The 19538-nt window shown below is 46.7% G+C and carries 20 protein-coding genes; 15 read left to right on the top strand and 5 right to left on the bottom strand.

Annotation, left to right across the window (positions count from 1 at the left end; all coding sequences use genetic code 11):
• Positions 1–395 precede the first annotated feature (395 nt).
• A complete protein-coding gene (locus VC182_RS02295) occupies positions 396–584 on the top strand; it encodes a hypothetical protein (RefSeq protein WP_323484353.1) in 189 nt (62 codons plus the stop codon).
• A gap of 30 nt (positions 585–614) precedes the next feature.
• Entirely contained in the window at positions 615–2933 is a 2319-nt protein-coding gene (locus VC182_RS02290) for a hypothetical protein (RefSeq protein WP_323484352.1), read from the top strand.
• Positions 2934–2972: 39 nt separating this feature from the next.
• Here VC182_RS02290 and VC182_RS02285 read toward each other — a convergent pair whose 3' ends face one another.
• From VC182_RS02285 to VC182_RS02275, 3 genes are read right to left on the bottom strand one after another with little or no spacing between them, the layout of a single operon-like run.
• Positions 2973–3632 (bottom strand): hypothetical protein, encoded by a 660-nt coding sequence (locus VC182_RS02285; protein ID WP_323484351.1) that lies wholly within the window; start codon positions 3630–3632, stop codon positions 2973–2975.
• Positions 3633–3670: 38 nt separating this feature from the next.
• Entirely contained in the window at positions 3671–4198 is a 528-nt protein-coding gene (locus tag VC182_RS02280; protein WP_255538618.1) for a hypothetical protein, read from the bottom strand.
• 14 nt (positions 4199–4212) lie between these two features.
• The gene (locus VC182_RS02275; RefSeq protein WP_216122014.1) at positions 4213–4704 is read right to left on the bottom strand and encodes a hypothetical protein; all 492 of its coding nucleotides are present in this window, start codon (positions 4702–4704) and stop codon (positions 4213–4215) included.
• A 201-nt stretch (positions 4705–4905) separates the two neighbouring features.
• Between VC182_RS02275 and gspG the strand changes: the two genes are divergently transcribed.
• From gspG to VC182_RS02215, 12 genes are all read left to right on the top strand, one after another.
• Positions 4906–5427 carry a type II secretion system major pseudopilin GspG gene (gene gspG / locus VC182_RS02270; RefSeq protein ID WP_216122016.1) on the top strand — a complete coding sequence of 174 codons (522 nt, stop codon included), beginning with the start codon at positions 4906–4908 and terminating at the stop codon, positions 5425–5427.
• Entirely contained in the window at positions 5428–5955 is a 528-nt protein-coding gene (locus VC182_RS02265; RefSeq protein WP_323484350.1) for a prepilin-type N-terminal cleavage/methylation domain-containing protein, read from the top strand.
• Positions 5952–6368: a type II secretion system minor pseudopilin GspI gene (gene gspI / locus VC182_RS02260; RefSeq protein WP_323484349.1), complete on the top strand. Its 417-nt coding sequence runs from the start codon at positions 5952–5954 to the stop codon at positions 6366–6368. The genes VC182_RS02265 and gspI overlap by 4 nt, the downstream gene beginning before the upstream one ends.
• Positions 6365–7135: a PulJ/GspJ family protein gene (locus tag VC182_RS02255; protein WP_323484348.1), complete on the top strand. Its 771-nt coding sequence runs from the start codon at positions 6365–6367 to the stop codon at positions 7133–7135. The genes gspI and VC182_RS02255 overlap by 4 nt, the downstream gene beginning before the upstream one ends.
• A 104-nt stretch (positions 7136–7239) precedes the next feature.
• Positions 7240–8142: a type II secretion system minor pseudopilin GspK gene (gspK, locus tag VC182_RS02250; protein ID WP_323484372.1), complete on the top strand. Its 903-nt coding sequence runs from the start codon at positions 7240–7242 to the stop codon at positions 8140–8142.
• A gap of 51 nt (positions 8143–8193) precedes the next feature.
• A complete protein-coding gene (locus VC182_RS02245; protein WP_323484347.1) occupies positions 8194–9558 on the top strand; it encodes a type II secretion system protein GspL in 1365 nt (454 codons plus the stop codon).
• On the top strand, positions 9558–10316 hold the full coding sequence (gene gspM, locus VC182_RS02240; RefSeq protein ID WP_323484346.1) for a type II secretion system protein GspM: 759 nt from the start codon (positions 9558–9560) through the stop codon (positions 10314–10316). The genes VC182_RS02245 and gspM overlap by 1 nt, the downstream gene beginning before the upstream one ends.
• Positions 10313–11119, top strand: coding sequence for a type II secretion system protein N (gene gspN / locus VC182_RS02235; protein ID WP_323484345.1), 807 nt, complete (start codon positions 10313–10315; stop codon positions 11117–11119). The genes gspM and gspN overlap by 4 nt, the downstream gene beginning before the upstream one ends.
• Before the next feature lie 22 nt (positions 11120–11141).
• Complete coding sequence (gene gspD / locus VC182_RS02230; RefSeq protein WP_323484344.1) at positions 11142–13409, top strand: type II secretion system secretin GspD; 2268 nt, start codon at positions 11142–11144, stop codon at positions 13407–13409.
• Positions 13410–13411: 2 nt separating this feature from the next.
• On the top strand, positions 13412–14848 hold the full coding sequence (locus VC182_RS02225) for a GspE/PulE family protein (RefSeq protein WP_323484343.1): 1437 nt from the start codon (positions 13412–13414) through the stop codon (positions 14846–14848).
• 20 nt (positions 14849–14868) lie between these two features.
• Positions 14869–16089 (top strand): type II secretion system inner membrane protein GspF, encoded by a 1221-nt coding sequence (gene gspF / locus VC182_RS02220; RefSeq protein WP_323484342.1) that lies wholly within the window; start codon positions 14869–14871, stop codon positions 16087–16089.
• Between the two features lie 19 nt (positions 16090–16108).
• Positions 16109–16996, top strand: a complete 888-nt coding sequence (locus tag VC182_RS02215) for a peptidoglycan DD-metalloendopeptidase family protein (RefSeq protein WP_323484341.1) — start codon at positions 16109–16111, stop codon at positions 16994–16996.
• A gap of 30 nt (positions 16997–17026) precedes the next feature.
• Here VC182_RS02215 and VC182_RS02210 read toward each other — a convergent pair whose 3' ends face one another.
• Positions 17027–18046, bottom strand: coding sequence for an ionic transporter y4hA (locus tag VC182_RS02210; RefSeq protein ID WP_323484340.1), 1020 nt, complete (start codon positions 18044–18046; stop codon positions 17027–17029).
• Positions 18047–18121: 75 nt separating this feature from the next.
• On the opposite strand from VC182_RS02210, the gene VC182_RS02205 reads away from it, so the two are divergent.
• Entirely contained in the window at positions 18122–18484 is a 363-nt protein-coding gene (locus VC182_RS02205) for a CbiX/SirB N-terminal domain-containing protein (protein WP_323484339.1), read from the top strand.
• 225 nt (positions 18485–18709) lie between these two features.
• Here the strand turns inward: VC182_RS02205 and cobA are convergent, their stop codons facing one another.
• Positions 18710–19537, bottom strand: a complete 828-nt coding sequence (gene cobA, locus VC182_RS02200) for a uroporphyrinogen-III C-methyltransferase (RefSeq protein WP_323484338.1) — start codon at positions 19535–19537, stop codon at positions 18710–18712.
• Position 19538 lies beyond the last annotated feature (1 nt).

Genomic DNA, 19538 nt, shown 5'->3' with positions numbered 1-19538 from the left:
GAGTACGCCTATTTAGACTGGAATTAAGCCCACTGATTTTGGCCGTCATTGGGGTTTTAGTCGTCATTTGGCATCTTTTAAGTTTTTTGCGGATCCTTAAATAGTAGGACAAGCGCTTATTGGCTCAAGTTGGGAGCATTTAAATGCGCTTGTGCTTTTAGGAATTCCTCATTTCCATACGCTTTTGCATGGCCATTTGCTGGCTCAAGAACTCCAAACACGCATGATTACCCTGATCTAGGCGTTAATTTTTGCCACCAACACCTTTTTGGGGCTTCTTTTCGGATTTCTTATGATTAATTAGTTATAAATTTTGGTATATTACTGAAGAATGTCATTTCTATGACCCTGTTCCTCATTTCGCTTAAAAAGAGAAAAAGAAAGAGAAAAAGACTATGTCTCATCGAAATTCCAATATCAACATCTTCCGTAGCTTCTTGCTAGTGGGGTTGGTGGCACTAGGTTTATCAGCCTGCGGTGGTGGCGGTGGAGGTAGTAGCAGTGCATCTACTACGCCAAGTGGAGCAGCAACATCTAACTACACATTACCTACTGCTATCTCAGCGGTTCCTCCCCAAAAATAATGCTTACTCTTCTTAACGGGATATTGTTCAATGAATAAATCGATTCAATCTCTTTTAATTGGTGCGCTGGTCTGCTGCGGAATCAATGTTTCTTCCGCTGCTACCTACCCAACGCCGCCTGCAAAGTCTGCATACATGACGAATCAACAAACGTCATATGCCAAGGATCCAACAAGTGGCACCTTTAGTGGTGCCGGCAATATTAGCTGCATGATTAATCTCATGGCACCTGAGCAACACGTAGGGGCTGGTCAGTATGTTGCTTTAATTGACCAGAATCTCTGTAACGACACCAGTACTAGCACCACTTCAGGGGGTTCAGTCGGCTCCGATCCATCATGGGTTAATGCAGTGTTGACAGTAACTCAAAATACCGACTCATCAATTGATGTTATCGGCAGTCTTTTTATTCAAAAAGATGGTGATGGCCGTAAAAAGAATATTCAGATTCATGGCACTGTTTGGGGTGGCGCAGCGGTATACGCTCCTTATGGTAAGTGGACAATGAAGTTTTGCAGTTCTCTCGCCTCTTCAGCGGCCGGTAGCTGTGATGACGGTTCTGGATATGTTTCAGTAGACACCACAGGTATCACCACTTATCAGATAAATGGCGGCAATCATCAGGCGGGTACTGTGGTTTATACGTCTCCCACTACTGGCTACGGCATCATTGACGATACGAGTAATAGTCCAAAAGTGAGTGGTAGATTTCGCTTTGGTAATGGTATTTACCTTTGGAACGATACGCAGTCAGGTACACAGTCTTGCTATGACCCAAGCTTAAGTAATCCCAATGTGCAGTACTCAACATGGCAAAATTATTTATACGACCAAAACACTGGCGCTAAGCTTGCTTACACAAACCCAGGATTTTTTATTAGTGAGCATGGCTCAACCAACCAAATTGGTGAAGCAAACTATGATGGTCTGAATTTCTGGTCTCAAGATACGCCTGCTCAGGTCAACGCTACAACTGTAGATGGCCCAGATGGAACTGCGTATACCGTTCATAAGATGCCGGGCACCTTAAGAAAAGTCACAACCAATGTGGGCAATTTTGATCAATTGGATGGCTTGGGTATTAATTTCGGATTCTGGGGTGACCAGGTTAATGGTGTTTATGGAAATATTGCGATCGTTAAGCAGATTTGTAATTTAAGTGCATGCCAGTCTTTAAGTTCTAGTAACAATATTGGCCTTATCGGTACTTGGTCGAAAAGCACGAGTAAATTTACCTTTACAGGATTTGCTGACTGGAATAACAACGGTTCAATTACCAATTTTCCTGCTACCGCGGTTTCTTATTCTGATTTGACTGGCAATACCTACAAAATTCGGGGTGGTGGCGGTTGGATCAATGGCGCAAACACTAATTACAATTTCCAAATGTCGCAATGGAATTGCAGTGGCGGCTCTTGTGGTTATATCGTCTATACACCAGCAACTGCGCCAGTGACAAAGCAGTCTCAGCTTAATATCAAACCATCTCAATTGCCTGCACAAACACTTGCTTGCGTTGGTGGTATGTGCCCTAAATGGACAACAACCTTAAGCGATGTTAGTGACTTTGTTGGTAGCCCAAGTACAAGCAAGCAAGATATTGGATGGGATCCGTCAACTGGCACGCCAACAATTAGCGGTCATGCGATTGATTGGTCTTCAAGTACCTTGAATCCAAATCAGCAATCTCATTACTACAATTTGTATACCGCTGATAATTTATCAGCCATGGCTTGTACAGCAAATGGTGGATCAGCAGGGGCAGCTTATTGTTCTAACCTGATTACTAGCCCGGCGAGTGGGTCGACTACTTATTACACATGGCAGTCTGGTGGTCAATGGGATAGCTATGCATATTTAACTAGTCCTAGTGGTAACTCGCCAACCTTTGATCCACCAATTAATTTGAGCTATACAGTGCCTGCTTTGCCTGGCAATACAGCTTCTTATGTTGGCAGTACTATTAGTTTTCAATCCCCTCAGCCTGGCAATTTATGGGTTCCAGGACATTGCATTGATAGCTCTGGCGCGCAAGCAGCTTGTAATTCCAGCAATCAATGGGTGAGTGATGTAAACATTCCATTTGCGCAAGATGCCACTGGAACAGTGAATAAAACAAACTCTGATGGCTCAGCTACATCAACTAGCTACTACGTTAAGTGGCTGCAACGCGGCGTATATTTCACCACGCTGCCAATTGCACAGTGCAGCGGGTTAGATTTATCTGCTGCTAGTGGCTTGACCTTGCCTGGCACTAGTTTGATTGATCCTGCTGTAGCACAGCAGCCAGTCCCTTCTCAAAGTGTATTCCAGAGTAAGCCAAGTGTAGTGAATGGAGCTGCGCAGTAATGAGCATTACTTGAGGAGCTCTTTACTTGGCTTCTCAGCTTAGTTTGAATGTATGGGTTGTCCTAATATGCGAATATTAGACAACCCATTTTTATTGTTCTGCCAGCGAAAAGGCGTCCCAGAAAGTATTCCCCTTAGTTCTTGTTGAACTGCGGCTGGTTCGCAGGATAGGTGGGCGGCAGAGAAATCTTCGTTCAGACTGATCTCACAGAAATATGGCCTTCCTCTTTGCGCTTGTTGGGCTTCAAAAGCGGCGATGGCTTGATTCAACTGAAATTGGCGTTGCTGACTTTGAATGCGAACCTGAGTTTCCCAGCGCCGATCTTTAGTGTGGGATTCTTCTTGAGTATTGGGACTTGGCATTGCTTTATTGAGCGAAGGGCCCAATAGATTTTGACCGGGATTAGGCCGCATAAAAAAAGGCACTTCTGTGACATTAGAGTTTGTTTCCGGTTTGGCTTCGGAGTTTAGGGACTTAGAGGGAGAGGGATTTTTAGGTTCCGTGCTTTGCGTTTGAATTCGGTCTAGCGCCAATTCTTGTGTTGAGCTATCGCTTGAATTGACTAAGAAGATCTTTAGCCATCCCCGACTCTTGCCGGTGGGTAAAGGTTCATAATCCGGAAGCATTTTCCAGGCTACTAAATGAAGCGCAATGCTCAGTATCAATGCAATGAGTAGGGGAAATTCTAAGAGCCTCAAAAGAAAGTGACTCTTATTAGCCTCTCTGGGATGGAGTGTTATTCCCATACTTTCAGTTTAAGCTGCAATGAGATAGCCCCATGCACTCGATCCCCAATCGTTGGAATGACAAAGACGTTTGCCCCCACCCAATCACCTTCCCAAGTAAGTGCTGGCAGTGCTGCTGCAAACCATCCGCCATTATTGGTTTGTGGGTAGCCATTAAAGCCACCAAATACAGCGCCAATTTTGATGGGGCCAATAGCAATGGGTTGGTAATAAATGCCAGCGTAGTTTGAGTAAGCGCGATCACTGTTATAAAAACGCCCGGCTGTTAATGATGCAACGGTATTGAATCGATACTCCAAACCAGCGCCCCAATTGTCGCCATTAAAGTTCTTGTCTTGCTGAAAGTGATAAGAGGCCATGCCTGGGTTGATCCATAGTTGGTTTCTGGTTTCAGGTTTAATCATCTGAAACACATCATCAGACTCAGTGGCTAAGACGACGCCAGTCTGCATGGCGATCGCAGCAGAGGTAATGACTGGAATTGCTTTATGAAGCCGAGGAAGTAAGTTCGGTCTCATATTAATTTAATTGCTTATTTCTTATTGGAGCCGCTAGCTTTATCGCTCTTATCTTTATTGGTTTTATTGAGCTTGAAGCTGAGCTTCTGTCCTTGATAGAGTAGGGTGGCAGACTCATCACCAATACTTTGTAGGCTTAAGCCTTTGCCAATGGTTTCGCCAACGCTAATCGCGTTAGTTGGTTTGCCATCAATTTCAAAAATAGCAAATCCATTAACTGCTCCATCTGGACTGCCATCAGGATTTTTTGAGGTGATGACAACACCCCGCAAATAGATGTTTTCTGTGGCCAATGGCTTACTACCAAAAAGAGCGTAAGCAGTATTGGCATCCTGATTGGAATACAAAGTCATTCCTTTGGAAATCCCATTGACTGGCTGACTTGGAGTTCCCGGAATTTGGGCAATCTTCATGAGCCAGAATGTCGCTGAGAGCGCACAAGCTAGCATCAATCCATAAGTCATTCCCTTGCTGGCCGAAGAAGGCGTTAGCCAACTCAATGGCATGCTCAGAGCTCTCTGAATGCGCTCCTGTTTGCCATGGCTGGATAACGAGTTTAGATCGGTATTTGAACGCGTCAAGGAGCTTTGCTTGAGAGCTTGTTTGGAGCTCCTGAGCCTATCCTGTATTCGTTTGATAAATTCGCTCAAAGTGTCAAAATACCTATAAAATTTGATTTAGTTTAAATCATTGAAAGTGCCACATTTATGTCTTTCTGCAAACATCGTCTGTTTAGTCATAAATCATCACAAAACACCCCTGTTTTGGCTCATTCGGTATTGGCACAAACGCTCAATCGTAAAAGACGTGATGCAGGATTCACGCTGATCGAGATTATGGTGGTGATCGCCATTATCGGTATTTTGGCAACCATGATTGTTCCCAAAATTATGGGGCGCCCAGACGAGGCGCGTGCCACAGCGGCTAAGCAAGACGTCGGTACCATTGTTCAGGCACTCAAATTGTATCGCTTAGATATTGGCCGTTACCCAACGACAGAACAAGGTCTCAAAGCCTTGGTAGAGAAGCCGGTTTCTGAACCGGTTCCACAAAACTGGAAGGTGGGTGGTTACTTAGAGTCATTGCCAAAAGACCCTTGGGGTAACGCCTATCAATACAGTAACCCGGGTACTCATGGCGAAATTGACGTCTATAGTTTTGGTGCTGATGGTAAGCCCGGTGGTACCGCGCTCGATACCGATATTGGCAACTGGCAACCCAGCAATTAATTGCTATCTCGCCAATTCACAACAGCGCATTTACGTAATCCTGCTGAAGGTGGCTTTACTTTAGTAGAGATGTTGGTGGCCATTACGATTTTGGCCATCATGATGGCCGTCGCGATACTGGCTATTCCCAATCATGATGATCGATATTGGCGAGACAATCTCGATCAACTCGTCAGTTCACTCAATATGGCGCAGGAAGAAAGCAATCTTTCAGGAACAACCATGTTGGTGCAAGTAGACGAGGTGGGATGGCGCTTTGCTCCTGCTCTTAATAATGCGCCTGTCAGCGCGCTGATCAATGCCGCAGGCTCCACAGCAAACCCTGGAGCCAATTCAAGTGGCTTGATGCCCGATGTCTATCGCCCACAGTTGTGGCATAAGCCGGTCGTGATTGAGCCAGTGCAATTTACTTTGGGCGGCGAAGCGATTACCCAGGCCGTACAAGTTCCGATTGCGCAAGAGCAACGCAAAGCCATCTTGTCCCGATCCGCTAATGGTCGTTTTAGTTGGGCAGGAGGTGTGCAGTGAAGCGATTACTGCGTCACTCAAATACAGAGGGCTTCGCTTTAATTGAGGTGCTCGTTGGTTTGGCGGTCCTCAGCATTGCTCTGATAGCCGGTTTGCGTGCGATTGCCAATGGCGCTGATACCCAATTAGCAGTATCTCAACGCACCTTAGCGTTGTGGAGTGCAGATAATGCCTTGATGGATTTGCGCATGAGTCGAGCCTTTCCGGAGGTAGGAACGACCGTATTTAATTGCCCACAAGCGAATTACGTCTTTGTTTGTCAGCGCAAAATTATGAGTACACCGAACCCAAGCTTTCGTAGAGTGGAGATGACGGTATATGCCGCTAACCCTGAAAGTACCTCAGTAGCAGCAGGTCCACGCCTGGCATGGCTGACCACGGTTATCCCTAATCCAGCCAGTGGTGTGATGTGAAGCAAATTGCAGATCAACAACGTGATCAAGGTTTTGCCTTACTAGAAGTCATTGTGGCGATGACGATTATGGCTATTGTTGGGCTGTTGGCATGGCGTGGAATGGATGCCATGATTCGTGGGCGAGAGGTGATAGAGCGTCGCTCAAACGAAGATTTTTCTTACATGCAATTGGTTCGTCAGTTCGATCGAGATTGTCAAGAAATCGTACGCCGTGATGAGTTCAATATGGCCAATGGCGTTGTGAGCTCCTCTACAACCAATATGAGTAATAGCCTCACTAGCAGCACCCTCCCTTCCATTGCTGCAGGCGCTAAAAATATTTGGTGGCTACGGCACTATCGGGCTGATACACAAGATGCTTGGTTGCTAGTAGGTTATGGCATCGGATCTAACGGCTTACAGCGCTGGACTAGTCAACCGCTCTTGCGTAGGACAGATGCCCTGACCTTGTGGAAAAATATTGCTCGTGATCCAGACTTGGTCTCCAATGACCTATTGGTCAGTTGGCAAACACCCAGTATTGTGCGGCAATCATTTGTAGTGCAGAGTTCTCTAGTGAGCGGTGCAGGCGGAAGCGGAGTAAGCGCAGCGGGTACCGGCACTCCACCAGCAAGTGCTAATTCGACTGCTACGAATGCAACCCCAAACCCAAACCCCACCATCAGTTTGATTACTCCGGATCAACAGGGTTTAGTAATGCAGTGGTGGTTAAAAGACATTGCTTTGCCCATTACCCGCTCTTGTTTGATGGGAGGCGCTTTGTAATGTGGTCGCGATTGAGAATATTGAACCTGAGGGAGCCAGTCACGAAGTTAGAGACGAAGTTAGAAACGAAGTTGGAAACTAAGTCAGAAACTGGATAAGCAACCATCACAGCCTTAATTGTGGTGGGTGTTGCTGCTGTGCTCATTACAGGGTTGATGTGGCGTCAGCAAGTGCAGATACGCTCTTTAGAAAATGCTCGTGATCGCGTACAAGCGCAGTGGTTGCAACGTACTGCAATTGATTTCGGGCGCTTGGTCTTGGTCGAGGATCAGCGTACTAGTCAATATGATCATTTGGGCGAGGCCTGGGCTTTGCCTTTGGCTGATGGCAAGGTGGCTGATTTCTTAAAAAATACGGATATTCCAGATGAGATCGCTACCGTGACCTTTAATGGTCAGCTCAGTGATGCTCAAGGCTTATTCAATTTGACCAATTTATGGGATCGCAATTTTCAGGCTGTGAATTCGGCTGGCGTTCAGGAATTTGGGCGACTCTTAGATGTCCTGGGCTTAGACCGGGGACTTGCACAACAGACTGCGCAAGCAGCCTTGCAAAGTGATATGCCGATTGATGATGTGGATGGCTTATTAAGATTGCCAAACTACAATTCTGCAGTTTTGCAGCAATTAAGACCTTTTGTAGTGGTTTTGCCGAATTTAACGACAGTTAACGTTAATACTGCATCTCCCGAAGTGTTGATGGCAGCAATAAATGGGCTTTCAAGGGGTGCTGCTAATAGCTTTGTCCAGCAAAGAGCAATGGCGCCTTTGAAGACGCTTGATGAGGTCACTTCCCTAATCAATAAGGTGGGTTCTGGGGCTGGCTTAGCGATTGACCCTGCTTTGGTGGATGTGAAGTCCCAGTATTGGGTGGGCCGCACAGAAATTCACCTGGGAAGGGGTATATTTATGAGTTCAGCATTGATTCAGCGCTCTCCAACGCCTTTGCCCAACGGTAATTTAACGCAGGTTATCTGGAGCAAAACTGGAAAAATGGCTGCTGATTAATGGAATATTGGATAACAAGAGTCATAAAAGATGGCGTTTTGAAAGATTAATGTGAGCTTGCTCATCATCCGCTGCCCTCTGAAGCCGTTTGCTGCCCCTGTTACTGCTTCTCCCAGTGATGGGCAAGATGCGTCTTGCGCAGAGCAGTTTGAGTGGTGCCTATTAGAAGATGAAGGCGCTCAGTCTATTACCGGTATGGGCAGCACAGAGTCGATGCCCTATGCCGATGAAGCATTGGTATTACTCCCGACGATAGACGTGCGCTTGATTGAAGCAAAAGTGCCTTTGGCTAATGCAAAAAAGTTACAGCAAATTTTGCCAAATCTGATTGAAGATTTTGTACTTGCTGGCGTTGAGTCGATTGCCGCTCAAGCCTTGCCTCCCATTCCTGGCAATCCAGTCTTGCAAAGAACGTTGGCTTTGATGGATCGAGCGTGGTTTGCTTGGCTCAATAAACAATTAGAGCATTTGCTCGCTCCCCGCGTGCGCTTGATACCAGAGTGTTTGCTCTTGAGTCTACCCACTGAAGGTGCTCGACCTGAAGTGGCCTATCAGCGTGTAGAGCAAAATATCATTTTTACCCAGCGTACCGGCATGCAGCTCGGTGTGTCATGGATTGAGCATCATGCACCAGGGGCAAAAGAGGGTGAATTGAATTTACCTCAGGCTCTCACTGGCGCTAGCTTAAAAGTCATTTCTTGGGACTGGTTGGCAGCTGCGGCTCAGGCCTATTTAGAGGCAAACAGCAATAGTCGATCCGCTAACTTTGCCTTAAATTTATTACCTGCAAGTTTTAGACGTGATTCCAAGTCTTTTGGCGTGGGAGGCAACAGCGGTTTATCTGCTTTGACGCATTTATTTTCGAGTAAGGCGCTCAAGCCCTCAGACAATACTTCCGGCTTAGCTTGGACCGACCCCTTGGTATGGCGACAGCCCACTCATTGGTTGCGGTACTGCGCGATCAGTTTAGTGTTGGGCTTTGGTGTGTATTTATCGTGGATGGTTTGGGATGATTGGCGCTGGTCTAAGCGACTGGAGTTGCTTGCTGTACAAAACTTAAGTCCTGCCGCAATTGCTGCTCTCAATCAAGGTAAGTCTAGTGATAGCGCGCCCGCCGTCTTGAATGCATTTGTCAAACAAGTGACGCTAGAGCAACGTCACCATGGCATTGTGGTGGATGCTGACTTTGGTGCAATGGCTACTAAGTTACAACAATTTAAAGTGGCTTTTGGTGCTGAAGCATTACAAAAGCTGGATTACGATGGCTATGCGATTACCTTTGAATTTAAACCGGGTGCATTGACAGTGCCACCTAGTGAGGTTCTTCAGCGCGCGAGATTGCTGGGGATGGCAGTGCAATTTTTGGCGCCAAACCGCTATCGTCTTGAGCCCTATGCGGGACTGGGGGGCAACTGATGAACCAGCGCTCGAATAGCTTGATGGAAAAACTCAATGCAGTTGCTGGCAAAGCAAAGGCATTGCTCACCAAAGATTATTCAGTACAAGATTTGCGTCATTTGCCAAATCTTCTGAGTCAATGGTGGAGCAATGCTGCTGTTGATAAAACACTACATCAGGATGACCAATTGAGTAACGCTGCATGGAAAGCCAACAGGGGCTTTGATGCAAAACAGACTTTGCAAGTCTTACAGCGGATCATTTTTAGACAACGGAAAATAGTCCTCCTGATTGGCATTCTTATTATTTTGGGCTTGCTATATCAGCTGCTGCTAGCTCCTTATAGTCGCAAAGTCCAGGATCAATTGGAGATGCGGCCTGCGCAATGGTCGCAATTACAAAGCTTGATTCGGATGTCGAAAACTACCGCAGCAAGTGCTAATGCAGTGAGTTCAAATACCATGTCTTCAACCGTCTCCCCATTAGATGAGCAAGAGCTACAGAAAATTTTGAATGTCTTCACTGCGCGAGGTTTAAAGCCGAGTGTGTTTCGCTTGAGCACCGATAATCCACCGCGTATCGAGTTTCAGGCGAGCGAGGTGATGTTCTCCGTATTCTTAGATGCTTTAGAAGAACTTCGGACAACTTGGCGCTTGTATCCGATACAGCTGAGCGTGCTTGCAAATGGCGGCGCAGGTATGGTGAGTGTCAGCGGTATGTTCAGCCAATATGGCAGCAATGCAACAAATACAGTTGAGCCTGAGGTGGCACAATGAAGCTCACACTAGATCTGAGTCATCCAAAATTACCCAAGTTATTTTGGCTTGCCTTAGTGTTAGTCAGCTTATGGACTGTCATTTGGCAGATGCCTGCAAGTTTGGTGGGTGGTATTTTGACTTCCCAAACAGGATGCAGGGTGATGCTGCAACAACCCGCAGGTACGATTTGGGATGGAAGTGCTGCATTGGCGTTTTCAGAGACCAATGCGAGCGAAGGAGGGTGTCGAGATCCTCACGCAGTCACTGAACGTTTTCATTGGACCAGTACATGCAGTCTATCCACGCTATCGTGTAGTACTGAAATTCAGTTTGTGGCGCTCGATAAACCCCAATTCATTCGCTGGGGGCTCAAGAAAACCCACATTGCTGGCAACGAAGTCAAATTACCAGCCAACGTCCTTGAGGGGCTCGGCAATCCCTGGAGTACTTTAAGGCCCAGGGGGCAATTGGGTGTCCGTTGGACGGATCTGGCTTTGGGAGGCATGATGTCTACCTCTGAAAGCCTCAAGAATGCTCGTTCGGGAGTAATTAGAATTATCATCAGTAGCTTAAGTAGCCCAATTAGCCCTATCAAGCCGCTGGGGGCTTATGAGATTTTGGCCAATATTGGTGACGATGGTCTTAATTGGAGTTTATCCACCACCAGTGGACCCCTTTTATTAATGGGTCAGGGCGATACTAAATCAGGCTTTCATTTTATGGGGGAAGCTTCGGCCTCTCCAGAAGCACAAGAATCATTGATGGGTCTGTTAGCTTTATTGGGTAAAAAAGAGGACGGTAGCTATCGCCTCAAGTTTTAAGTCGTAACGAATAAAGAAAAGTATGCAAACAGGTTTAGGTCGAATATTAGGTAGTTTTCAAAGGCAGCTTGCACGGCTGGTGATCGTTTGCGTCCTAGGTGAAAGTGTCATTCTGCCGATAGCCTTTGCTCAGAATATGAATCAGCCTAGTCAGCTAAATTCCGCAATCCCGGATAGCGCTTCTGTAACGCTGTCATTTTCGAATGCGGATATTGAATCTGTTGCTAGCGTTTTAGCCAAGGCAACTGGCCAAACGATTTTGGTTGATCCCAAAGTAAAGGGCACGATCAATCTAATTAGTAATAAGCCGCTCACGAAAGCCAAAGCGATAGATGCTTTTTCTACCGCCTTGCGTACCTCAGGATTTGCTTTGGTAGATGTCAATGGTATTTATCGGGTGGTGCCTGAGGCTGATGCTAAGTTAATTAGTAATTCAGTGGTGACTGGCAAAAGTAAGCAGGGCGGTGATCAAATTATTACCCGCGTATTTAAGCTGAACTATGAGTCTGCCAACAATTTGCTGCCCGTGCTACGACCTTTGGTTTCTGCGAACAATACGATTAACGCCTACCCGGGTAATAACACGATCGTCATTACTGATTACGCGAGTAATATCCAGCGGATTGGCGAGTTGATTGAAACCATTGATGCGCCTGCATCAACTGATGTGCAAACGATTCAACTACGGTATGCAATTGCGATTGACGTTGCGGCCATGCTCAATAAAGTTCTTGAGAATGGCTTGACTGGGGGCAACGAAAACGGCAATAAAACAGTGGTGATGGCTGATGCCCGTAGTAATTCTTTATTACTGCGTAGCTCAAGCCCAGAGAAGCTCAGACAAATTCGTGCGCTCGTTGCGAAGTTAGATACTCAGGGAAATTCTAATGGCAATATTTGGGTCGTACCATTACGTAACGCAGAAGCCACTAAATTAGCAGTGACCTTGCGGGCGATTGTGGCTGCTGATGCAGCCTTATCTGCCCAGGTAGCGAGCGGTACCGCAACCCAGGCGATGGGTGCCACTGGCAATACAGCCACACCCGCGCAAATGAATAGCGCTCCTGGAGCTACTGGCGGTACGGGTACGGCAGCTGCAACCTCCTCTTTAAGTAGCAGTAGCACTCCCTCTACAGGCGGCATTATTCAAGCAGAGCCGGCAACCAACTCGCTCATCATTACTGCGAATGAGCCGCTTTACCGAAACTTGCGTCATGTGATTGATCAGCTCGATAAACGTCGTGGACAGGTTTATATTGAATCCATCATTGTTGAGGTGAGCTCTACCAATGCGGCAGAGTTAGGCATTCAGTGGCAAGGCCTCGTTGGCTCCGGTAATCAAAATACGGGCTTTGGCGGTACCAACTTTTCAAATGCTGCCGGCACACCTGGTTCGAATATCGTAAACCTCTCACAAAACGTTAACGCTTTATTAAATCCTTCAAATACCAATGGCATCACGCCAGTACAACCAAACCCTGGTTTGAACTTGGGCTTGCTCACTAAATTCAATGGTGTGTACGGTATGTCAGCTTTGATATCGGCCTTAAGTACTACTACGGGAACCAATATCCTATCGACCCCGAATTTAATTACGCTTGATAACGAAGAGGCCAGAATCGTAGTGGGACAAAACATCCCAATGCTGTCAGGGTCCTATGCGACTACGGGCTCTGCTGCTACTGCTACCCCATTCACAACAGTGTCGCGTCAAGATATTGGTTTGATTTTGCGCGTAAGACCTCAGATCTCTGAAAATGGTCTTGTGAAGATGCAAATCTATCAAGAGGTTTCGAATGTAGCGAGTCAAGTTCCTAATCAAGGTCCTATTCTCAATAAGCGTGATATCGAGACCAATGTGATTGTGGATGATGGCCAGACTTTAGTGTTGGGCGGTTTGATTGAAAATAATTACACCGATAGTACGAGTGGTATTCCATGGCTGAGCCAGATTCCCTTTATTGGCGCCCTCTTTCGTTATGACAATAGCTCGCGTACCAAAACCAATTTGCTAGTCTTTTTGCGTCCTTACGTATTGCGCGATAAGGGGCAAGATCAAGAAATTACTGCAAATCGCATGCAATTTATGGACGCGAAGCGTGAGCAATTTACGCCATCAACCATGTTATTGCCCAAGCCCGATTTGCCAAAAATGAGTGAGATGACCGCTCCACTTGTAGCTCCTGGAACACCGGTGCCACGTCCAGACCCCACTATTCCTGGTGGTCCCTCGCCAGCGGCTCCAACATCACCAGCTGGAGCAGCGCAGACTTCTTCCAGTAAGCAGTAAATATGTTGCGCATCCCTTTTGCTTACGCTCGCACGAACCAAGTTCTCTTGCGTAAGAGTGAGGTAGCGGCAAGTGCTGATGGGGAATTTACTGAGCAATCGGAGTTGCCAGTACTCATTCATAGTCCTTTAACTGGCCTAGATGTCTTGCAAGAAATCTGTCGCTTAACCGGGCCCGTCATTCGTATGGAGCAATCCTCCGAAGCAGTGCTTGAAGAACTCAATAAGGCTTATTCACAAGGCGATCTAGATGCGGCACAAGTTGTTGATGAAGTAGAAGAGGCGGTAGATCTTTCACGCCTCCTTCAAGAGATGCCAGTATCAGAAGATTTGCTGGAAATGAATGATGATGCACCAGTGATTCGGATGATTAATAGTTTGCTTAAGCAAGCCAGTCGGGACGGAGCATCCGATATTCACTTAGAAGCATTTGAACGTAAGTCAGTAGTGCGCTTTCGGGTAGATGGTAATTTGCGTGACGTGGTGGATATGCGTCGTGACTTGCATGCAGCATTGGTTTCCCGCATCAAAATTATGGCTTCATTAGACATTGCTGAAAAGCGGATGCCTCAAGATGGTCGAATCTCATTACGAGTAGGCGGACGCGCGATTGATGTACGCGTATCAACCTTACCCACTTCACATGGTGAGCGCGTTGTTCTGCGTCTATTGGAGAAGAACTACGATCGCTTAGATCTGCGTGCTTTAGGGATGGCCGAAGACACCTTTAATCAGTTTGATCAACTCATTCATCGTCCGCATGGCATTGTATTAGTGACTGGCCCAACTGGTAGTGGCAAGACGACGACTTTGTATGGTGCGTTATTACGACTGCGTAATAAGATCAACAACATTATGACTGTGGAAGATCCGATTGAGTACAACCTCGATGGTATCGGTCAAACTCAAGTGAACTCCCGAATTGATATGAACTTTGCCAGGGCTTTGCGCGCCATCTTGCGTCAAGATCCGGACATCGTCATGATTGGCGAGATCCGCGACCTAGAGACTGCTCAAATTGCAGTGCAAGCCTCTTTGACGGGCCACTTAGTATTAGCTACCTTGCATACCAATGACGCTCCGTCAGCCGTGACCCGCTTAATGGATATGGGCATTGAACCTTTCCTACTTTCGTCTACCTTATTAGGAGTGTTGGGTCAGCGCCTCATTCGCATGTCTTGTTCTGCTTGTGGAGGTAAAGGCTGTCCATCTTGCGGTGAATCGGGTTACAGCGGTCGCGCAGGTATCTATGAGTTAATGACTACCAATGAAAAGATTCGTGAATTGATTCACCAGCATGCAGCAGAGAGTGATATTCGCAAGCAGGCCTTAATTGGTGGCATGCGTACCTTAGCGGATGATGGCAAACGCTGGGTGGCTGAAGGTAAAACCACTCCAGAAGAAATTCTGCGGGTTACCGGTTCTGTAGAAATCGATTAATGCTATGACTAACGAGCGCCATGCCCCGCTATCGATTTGAAGCCCTAACTTACGCAGGTAAGAGTGAGCGCGGCACCATCGAGGGTGAAAGCGTACGGGCTGTTCGTCAAGTATTAATGGCTAAGCAACTGGTACCAGTCACTATCGACTTAGAAGCAGAGTGGGGCAAGCAACCCTTTTGGAATAAATGGCTATCAAACAATAAACCTCTCAGCCGTGCCGATCTCGCAATCATTACAAAGCAAGTAGCTATTCTGGTTCGTTCGGGCGTACAAATTGATGAGGCTCTCTCGATACTCGCAGATGAAACTAGTCAGGTACATGTAAAAACAGTGCTGCAGTCAGTGGTTTCTGAATTGCGAGCGGGCTTACCTTTATCAAGAGCCATTGCAGGACAACCCCTTTCATTTGATCCGCTATACCAAGGGGTTGTTGGCGCCGCAGAGCAGTCTGGGAAGATGGGGCAAGTATTGACGCAATTAGCCGAGTTTTTGGAAAAGCGTCAGGCACTCAAACAAAAAGCAATGGGCGCATTAGCCTATCCTGCTATGTTGACGGGCGTTGCTTTCATGATTGTGTTGTTTTTGATGACTTATGTCGTGCCGCAAATTGCTCGAGTCTTTCAGAGTTCCAAGCAAGCACTGCCGTTTTCTACTCGCTTTATTCTAGGACTCTCCGATTTCTTGGCGAATTGGGGTTGGCTGTTGCTGGTGATAATCGTCGCAGCTATTTTTTATAGTCGTCGCGCCTTAGCAAAAGAAGAGATTCGCCTCAAGGTCGATCGCGCCTTACTCAATTTACCTTTGCTTGGACCTTTATTGCTCAGTTTTGAGACAGCGCGCTTTGCAAACACAATGGCAATGTTGGTTTCTGCAAATGTGCCTATCCTGACAGCCCTACACAGTGCTCGTAGTACCTTAGGTAACTCGGTACTGCGTGCGGCCATCGACTCTACTGAGGTTAGATTACGCGAGGGCACCAGCTTATCCAGAGCCTTAGGTAGTCAGGGGGTCTTTTCACCAATCTTGATTCACTTGATTCGCTCTGGTGAGGCATCGGGTAAGTTAGCCGAGATGCTCAAGTATGGGGCAGAGAACGCAGAGCTCGAATCTGAGCAAAAAACCAAAATATTTACCAGCTTGCTCGAACCTTTATTAATATTGGTTATGGGCTTGATGGTTTTAGGAATCGTAATGGCAGTGATGCAACCAATCTTAGAAATGAATTCAGGGGTAAGGTAGGAAAATGCAAATATTAATCATGACTGGACCACACAGCAAAGTGAGAGAGATTTCTCTCTCAGCGCGCCATTTGGTTTTCGGTGGCGCACTCAGCTTGGCCTTGCTTGTAGGCGCAAACGTTGCTATTAACGACGTTACCAATGAGACCAAAGATATCTTGCATGCGATGGAGAAAAAAGATCTTTTAGAGAAGCGCTTCATTGCAAACTCAGAAGATGACTACGAGACCAAACTCATGGAGCTCCAAGCTAGACTAGATGAAGCACAACGTAACTTAGCGCAACTAGATGATTTACGGATTCAGTTGGCAAAGACCAATGGTCAAATGAATCTAGCCAGTAATGTAGTGGATCTTGGTAATGCCCAAGGCGGCCCTCTAAGTCCAGCGAATGCCGTGATTAATCTAGGTAATCAAGGTGAGCAATATGGTGCTCGTTTAGATCGTACTGTGCAAGATTCTATTGCGCTGAGCAATCGAGTGCAGGAAGTGCAAAAATCCCTCACGCAAAGTTGGGATGCGTCTAACTCCATTCCAACAGCTTCACCACTCGCATTGATGCCGCAAGCTTCCAGCGGTCTGGGCTATCGCATCGATCCTATTACCCAACAAACGGCTTGGCATGAGGGTACGGACTTTCCTGCGGCCTATGGCACACCCATTTTGGCCACTGCCGAAGGCGTAGTTATTCGTGCGGCGTGGGACCAAGAGTATGGCTATGTGGTCGATATTCAGCACAAGAATTCAGTGGTTACCAGATATGCGCACGCTCAAGAAATCCTAGTAAAGCAGGGTGATTTTGTAAAACAGTCCCAAGCGATTGCCAAAGTAGGCTCAACCGGAAGATCGACCGGCCCCCACTTACATTATGAGGTCTTAAGGGATGGTGTTACCTTAGGCAAGAACTAATAATTAGTAGCGCTTCGCTTGATTGCCTATTTAAGGAACTAAGCTTAAGAACAGATACTCTAAGAAGATGATGATATGAACTACACCTTGCAAGAGGGTAGTTCTACCAATCGCTAGAGTGAGTGCGCCAATAAAGAATGACAAATACATCAATGTCATATTGAGATCGCTTATTCCCAGGCTTAGCGGGAGATTAAAGAAGATCGCAATTGCTGCTACCGTCGGAATGGTCAAGCCAATGCTGGCTAAAGCCGAACCCAAAGCTAAGTTCAAACTGCTTTGCAAGCGATTGGCCTTAGCCGCTCTAACAGCCGCAAAGCCCTCTGGCATTAGTACCAGCAGCGCAATGGCAATACCCACGATAGTTTTAGGTGCACCAGCTGCGGCAACACCTCTCTCGATGGCTGGACTAAGAAGCTCTGCAAGACCTACTACAGTTATTAAAGAGAGTATGAGTAGTGCTCCACTGACGGCTGTCTTTGTGTTGCTGGGTTTGAGTGCATGAAAATTAATGTCCGTCTTTTTATCTTCTGTCTTTGGTAGGTAGTAGTCGCGATGACTAACTGTTTGGAAGAATAAAAATGCAATGTAGAGCGCAAATGAAGCGATTCCTGCAAAGGCTAATTGGCTCTTCGTGAAGTCTGGCCCAGGTGTGCTGATAGTCACAATTGGCATGACCAAAATAAAAGTAGCCAATGCAGTTAATACCGCCAATGCTGAATTGGTACCCTCATTGCGAAAGGTCATTTCATGATGAGTGAGGCCACCCATAAAAATACAGAGGCCAATCACACCATTAATCACAATCATCACCGTAGCAAATACAGCATCTCTGGCAATGAACTCAGATCCTTCATGACCAGTGAGCATCATCGAAATGATGAGTGACACCTCAATAATGGTGACGCTAATAGAGAGTATTAGTGTGCCAAATGGCTCACCTGTTTTATGGGCAATCACTTCGGCATGGTGAACAGCAGCTAGAACTGCTCCAATCAGCGTGACGCTCATGAGCGCGATGAACCAAGTTTGGCTGAGTAAGTTAGTCATAGGTCGTCTGATCTGATCTTCAAAATAAGGTTAAGCTATCGGTTAAAGCATATTAATGAGAGTGTATAGCCATCCATGAAAGCCATTATCTTATTTGGGCACGGTGCCCGCGATAGCCGCTGGCGTGAGCCTTTTGATCGCCTAGCTACCCTATGGCAAGAGCAGCATCCTGGTACTCCTGTGGAGCTGGCTTTCTTGGAAATGATGCAGCCTTCATTGGAAGAGGCAGTTGCCAGTCTGAGCGCTAAAGGCGCTACTCAATTGACTATCGTGCCAGTTTTCTTTGGGCAGGGCGGCCACTTACGAAATGACTTCCCGGCTTTACTAGAAGAGTGCCGGGGTAAATTCCCCAGCGTGACATTAAGCGCTACGCCGGCCGTTGGTGAGGATTTGGCTGTTTTGCAAGCGATTGTCGATTTTGCAGCGAGGGCTCACTGAGTATTAAAAATGAATTCGAAGATAGCAAAAATAATCATCCATACGGATACGGTAAGTAGTTTCTTTGATCGCGCTAAAAGAGCTGCTCAAAAAAGTGATCTAGGAGAGTCATTTGAGGGATTGGATACCATTTCATTTGAGGATTCACGGGAGATGTTCAATACTCTCTCTAAATTAGATAAGCCTATTAAGCAAGTGGAATAATGAATCTAAGCTAATAAATAGCTAGGCTAAATTACGCAGGGGCTTCCCTATTTGCCCTTGAAAAGTATCTACCGTTGTTGCTCTGCCAGAATTTCTTAAGGCCTCACCAATCATAATAAGTGCAGGTGAGGCGCTATCAAACCATTGATCTGCTTTGCCAGCAGCCAACTCTTGTAAGGTGCTCGTCCATAAACGCTCACGTGGCGTGCTAACGGCTTCTAAGATTTCTACCGGCGTATCACCATGTTGATTGGGGCTTTGTTCAATCAGTTGTTGTGCAATACGCGCCGCATCTTTGCGACCCATGTAATACACCAGAGTATCAGCGGACGGATTTGATATCGGTTGTCCAGGAGCAAGATTTTCACCACCTTGGGCCAAGGTGATAAACGCTACGCTACGAGATACCCCGCGCAATGTCAGTGACTGCTGAATGCTTGCTGCGCCAGCCAGGGCGGCAGTAATTCCCGGCACAACCTGAACTTCAATCCCAGCAGCTTTGAGAGCCTGGATTTCTTCATCGGCACGACCAAAGAGCATCGGGTCGCCACCTTTGAGGCGCACAATCACTTGATGCTTTTGTGCGGCATCCACTAAGCGCTTATTAATAAACTGCTGCGCTGAAGACAGCTTGCCACAACGCTTACCGACTTCGATCTTCTCAGCCTGCGGGCATAGTGTCAGCATCTCTGGGTCAACTAATGCGTCATAGAAAACAATGTCCGCTTGCTCAAGTAGCTTTGCGCCACGAACGGTAATCAGGTCTACTGCACCAGGCCCAGCACCTACTAAATACACTTTTCCAAGCGTATTGCTAGTCTTGTGGTGATTAGCGGGTGCTGTGGTCATG

The organism is Polynucleobacter sp. AP-Nickl1-40-C4, assembly GCF_035012665.1.
Classification (GTDB): domain Bacteria; phylum Pseudomonadota; class Gammaproteobacteria; order Burkholderiales; family Burkholderiaceae; genus Polynucleobacter.
Note: the sequence above shows the minus strand (reverse complement) of the source record. Positions and strands in the feature narration are given on the sequence as shown.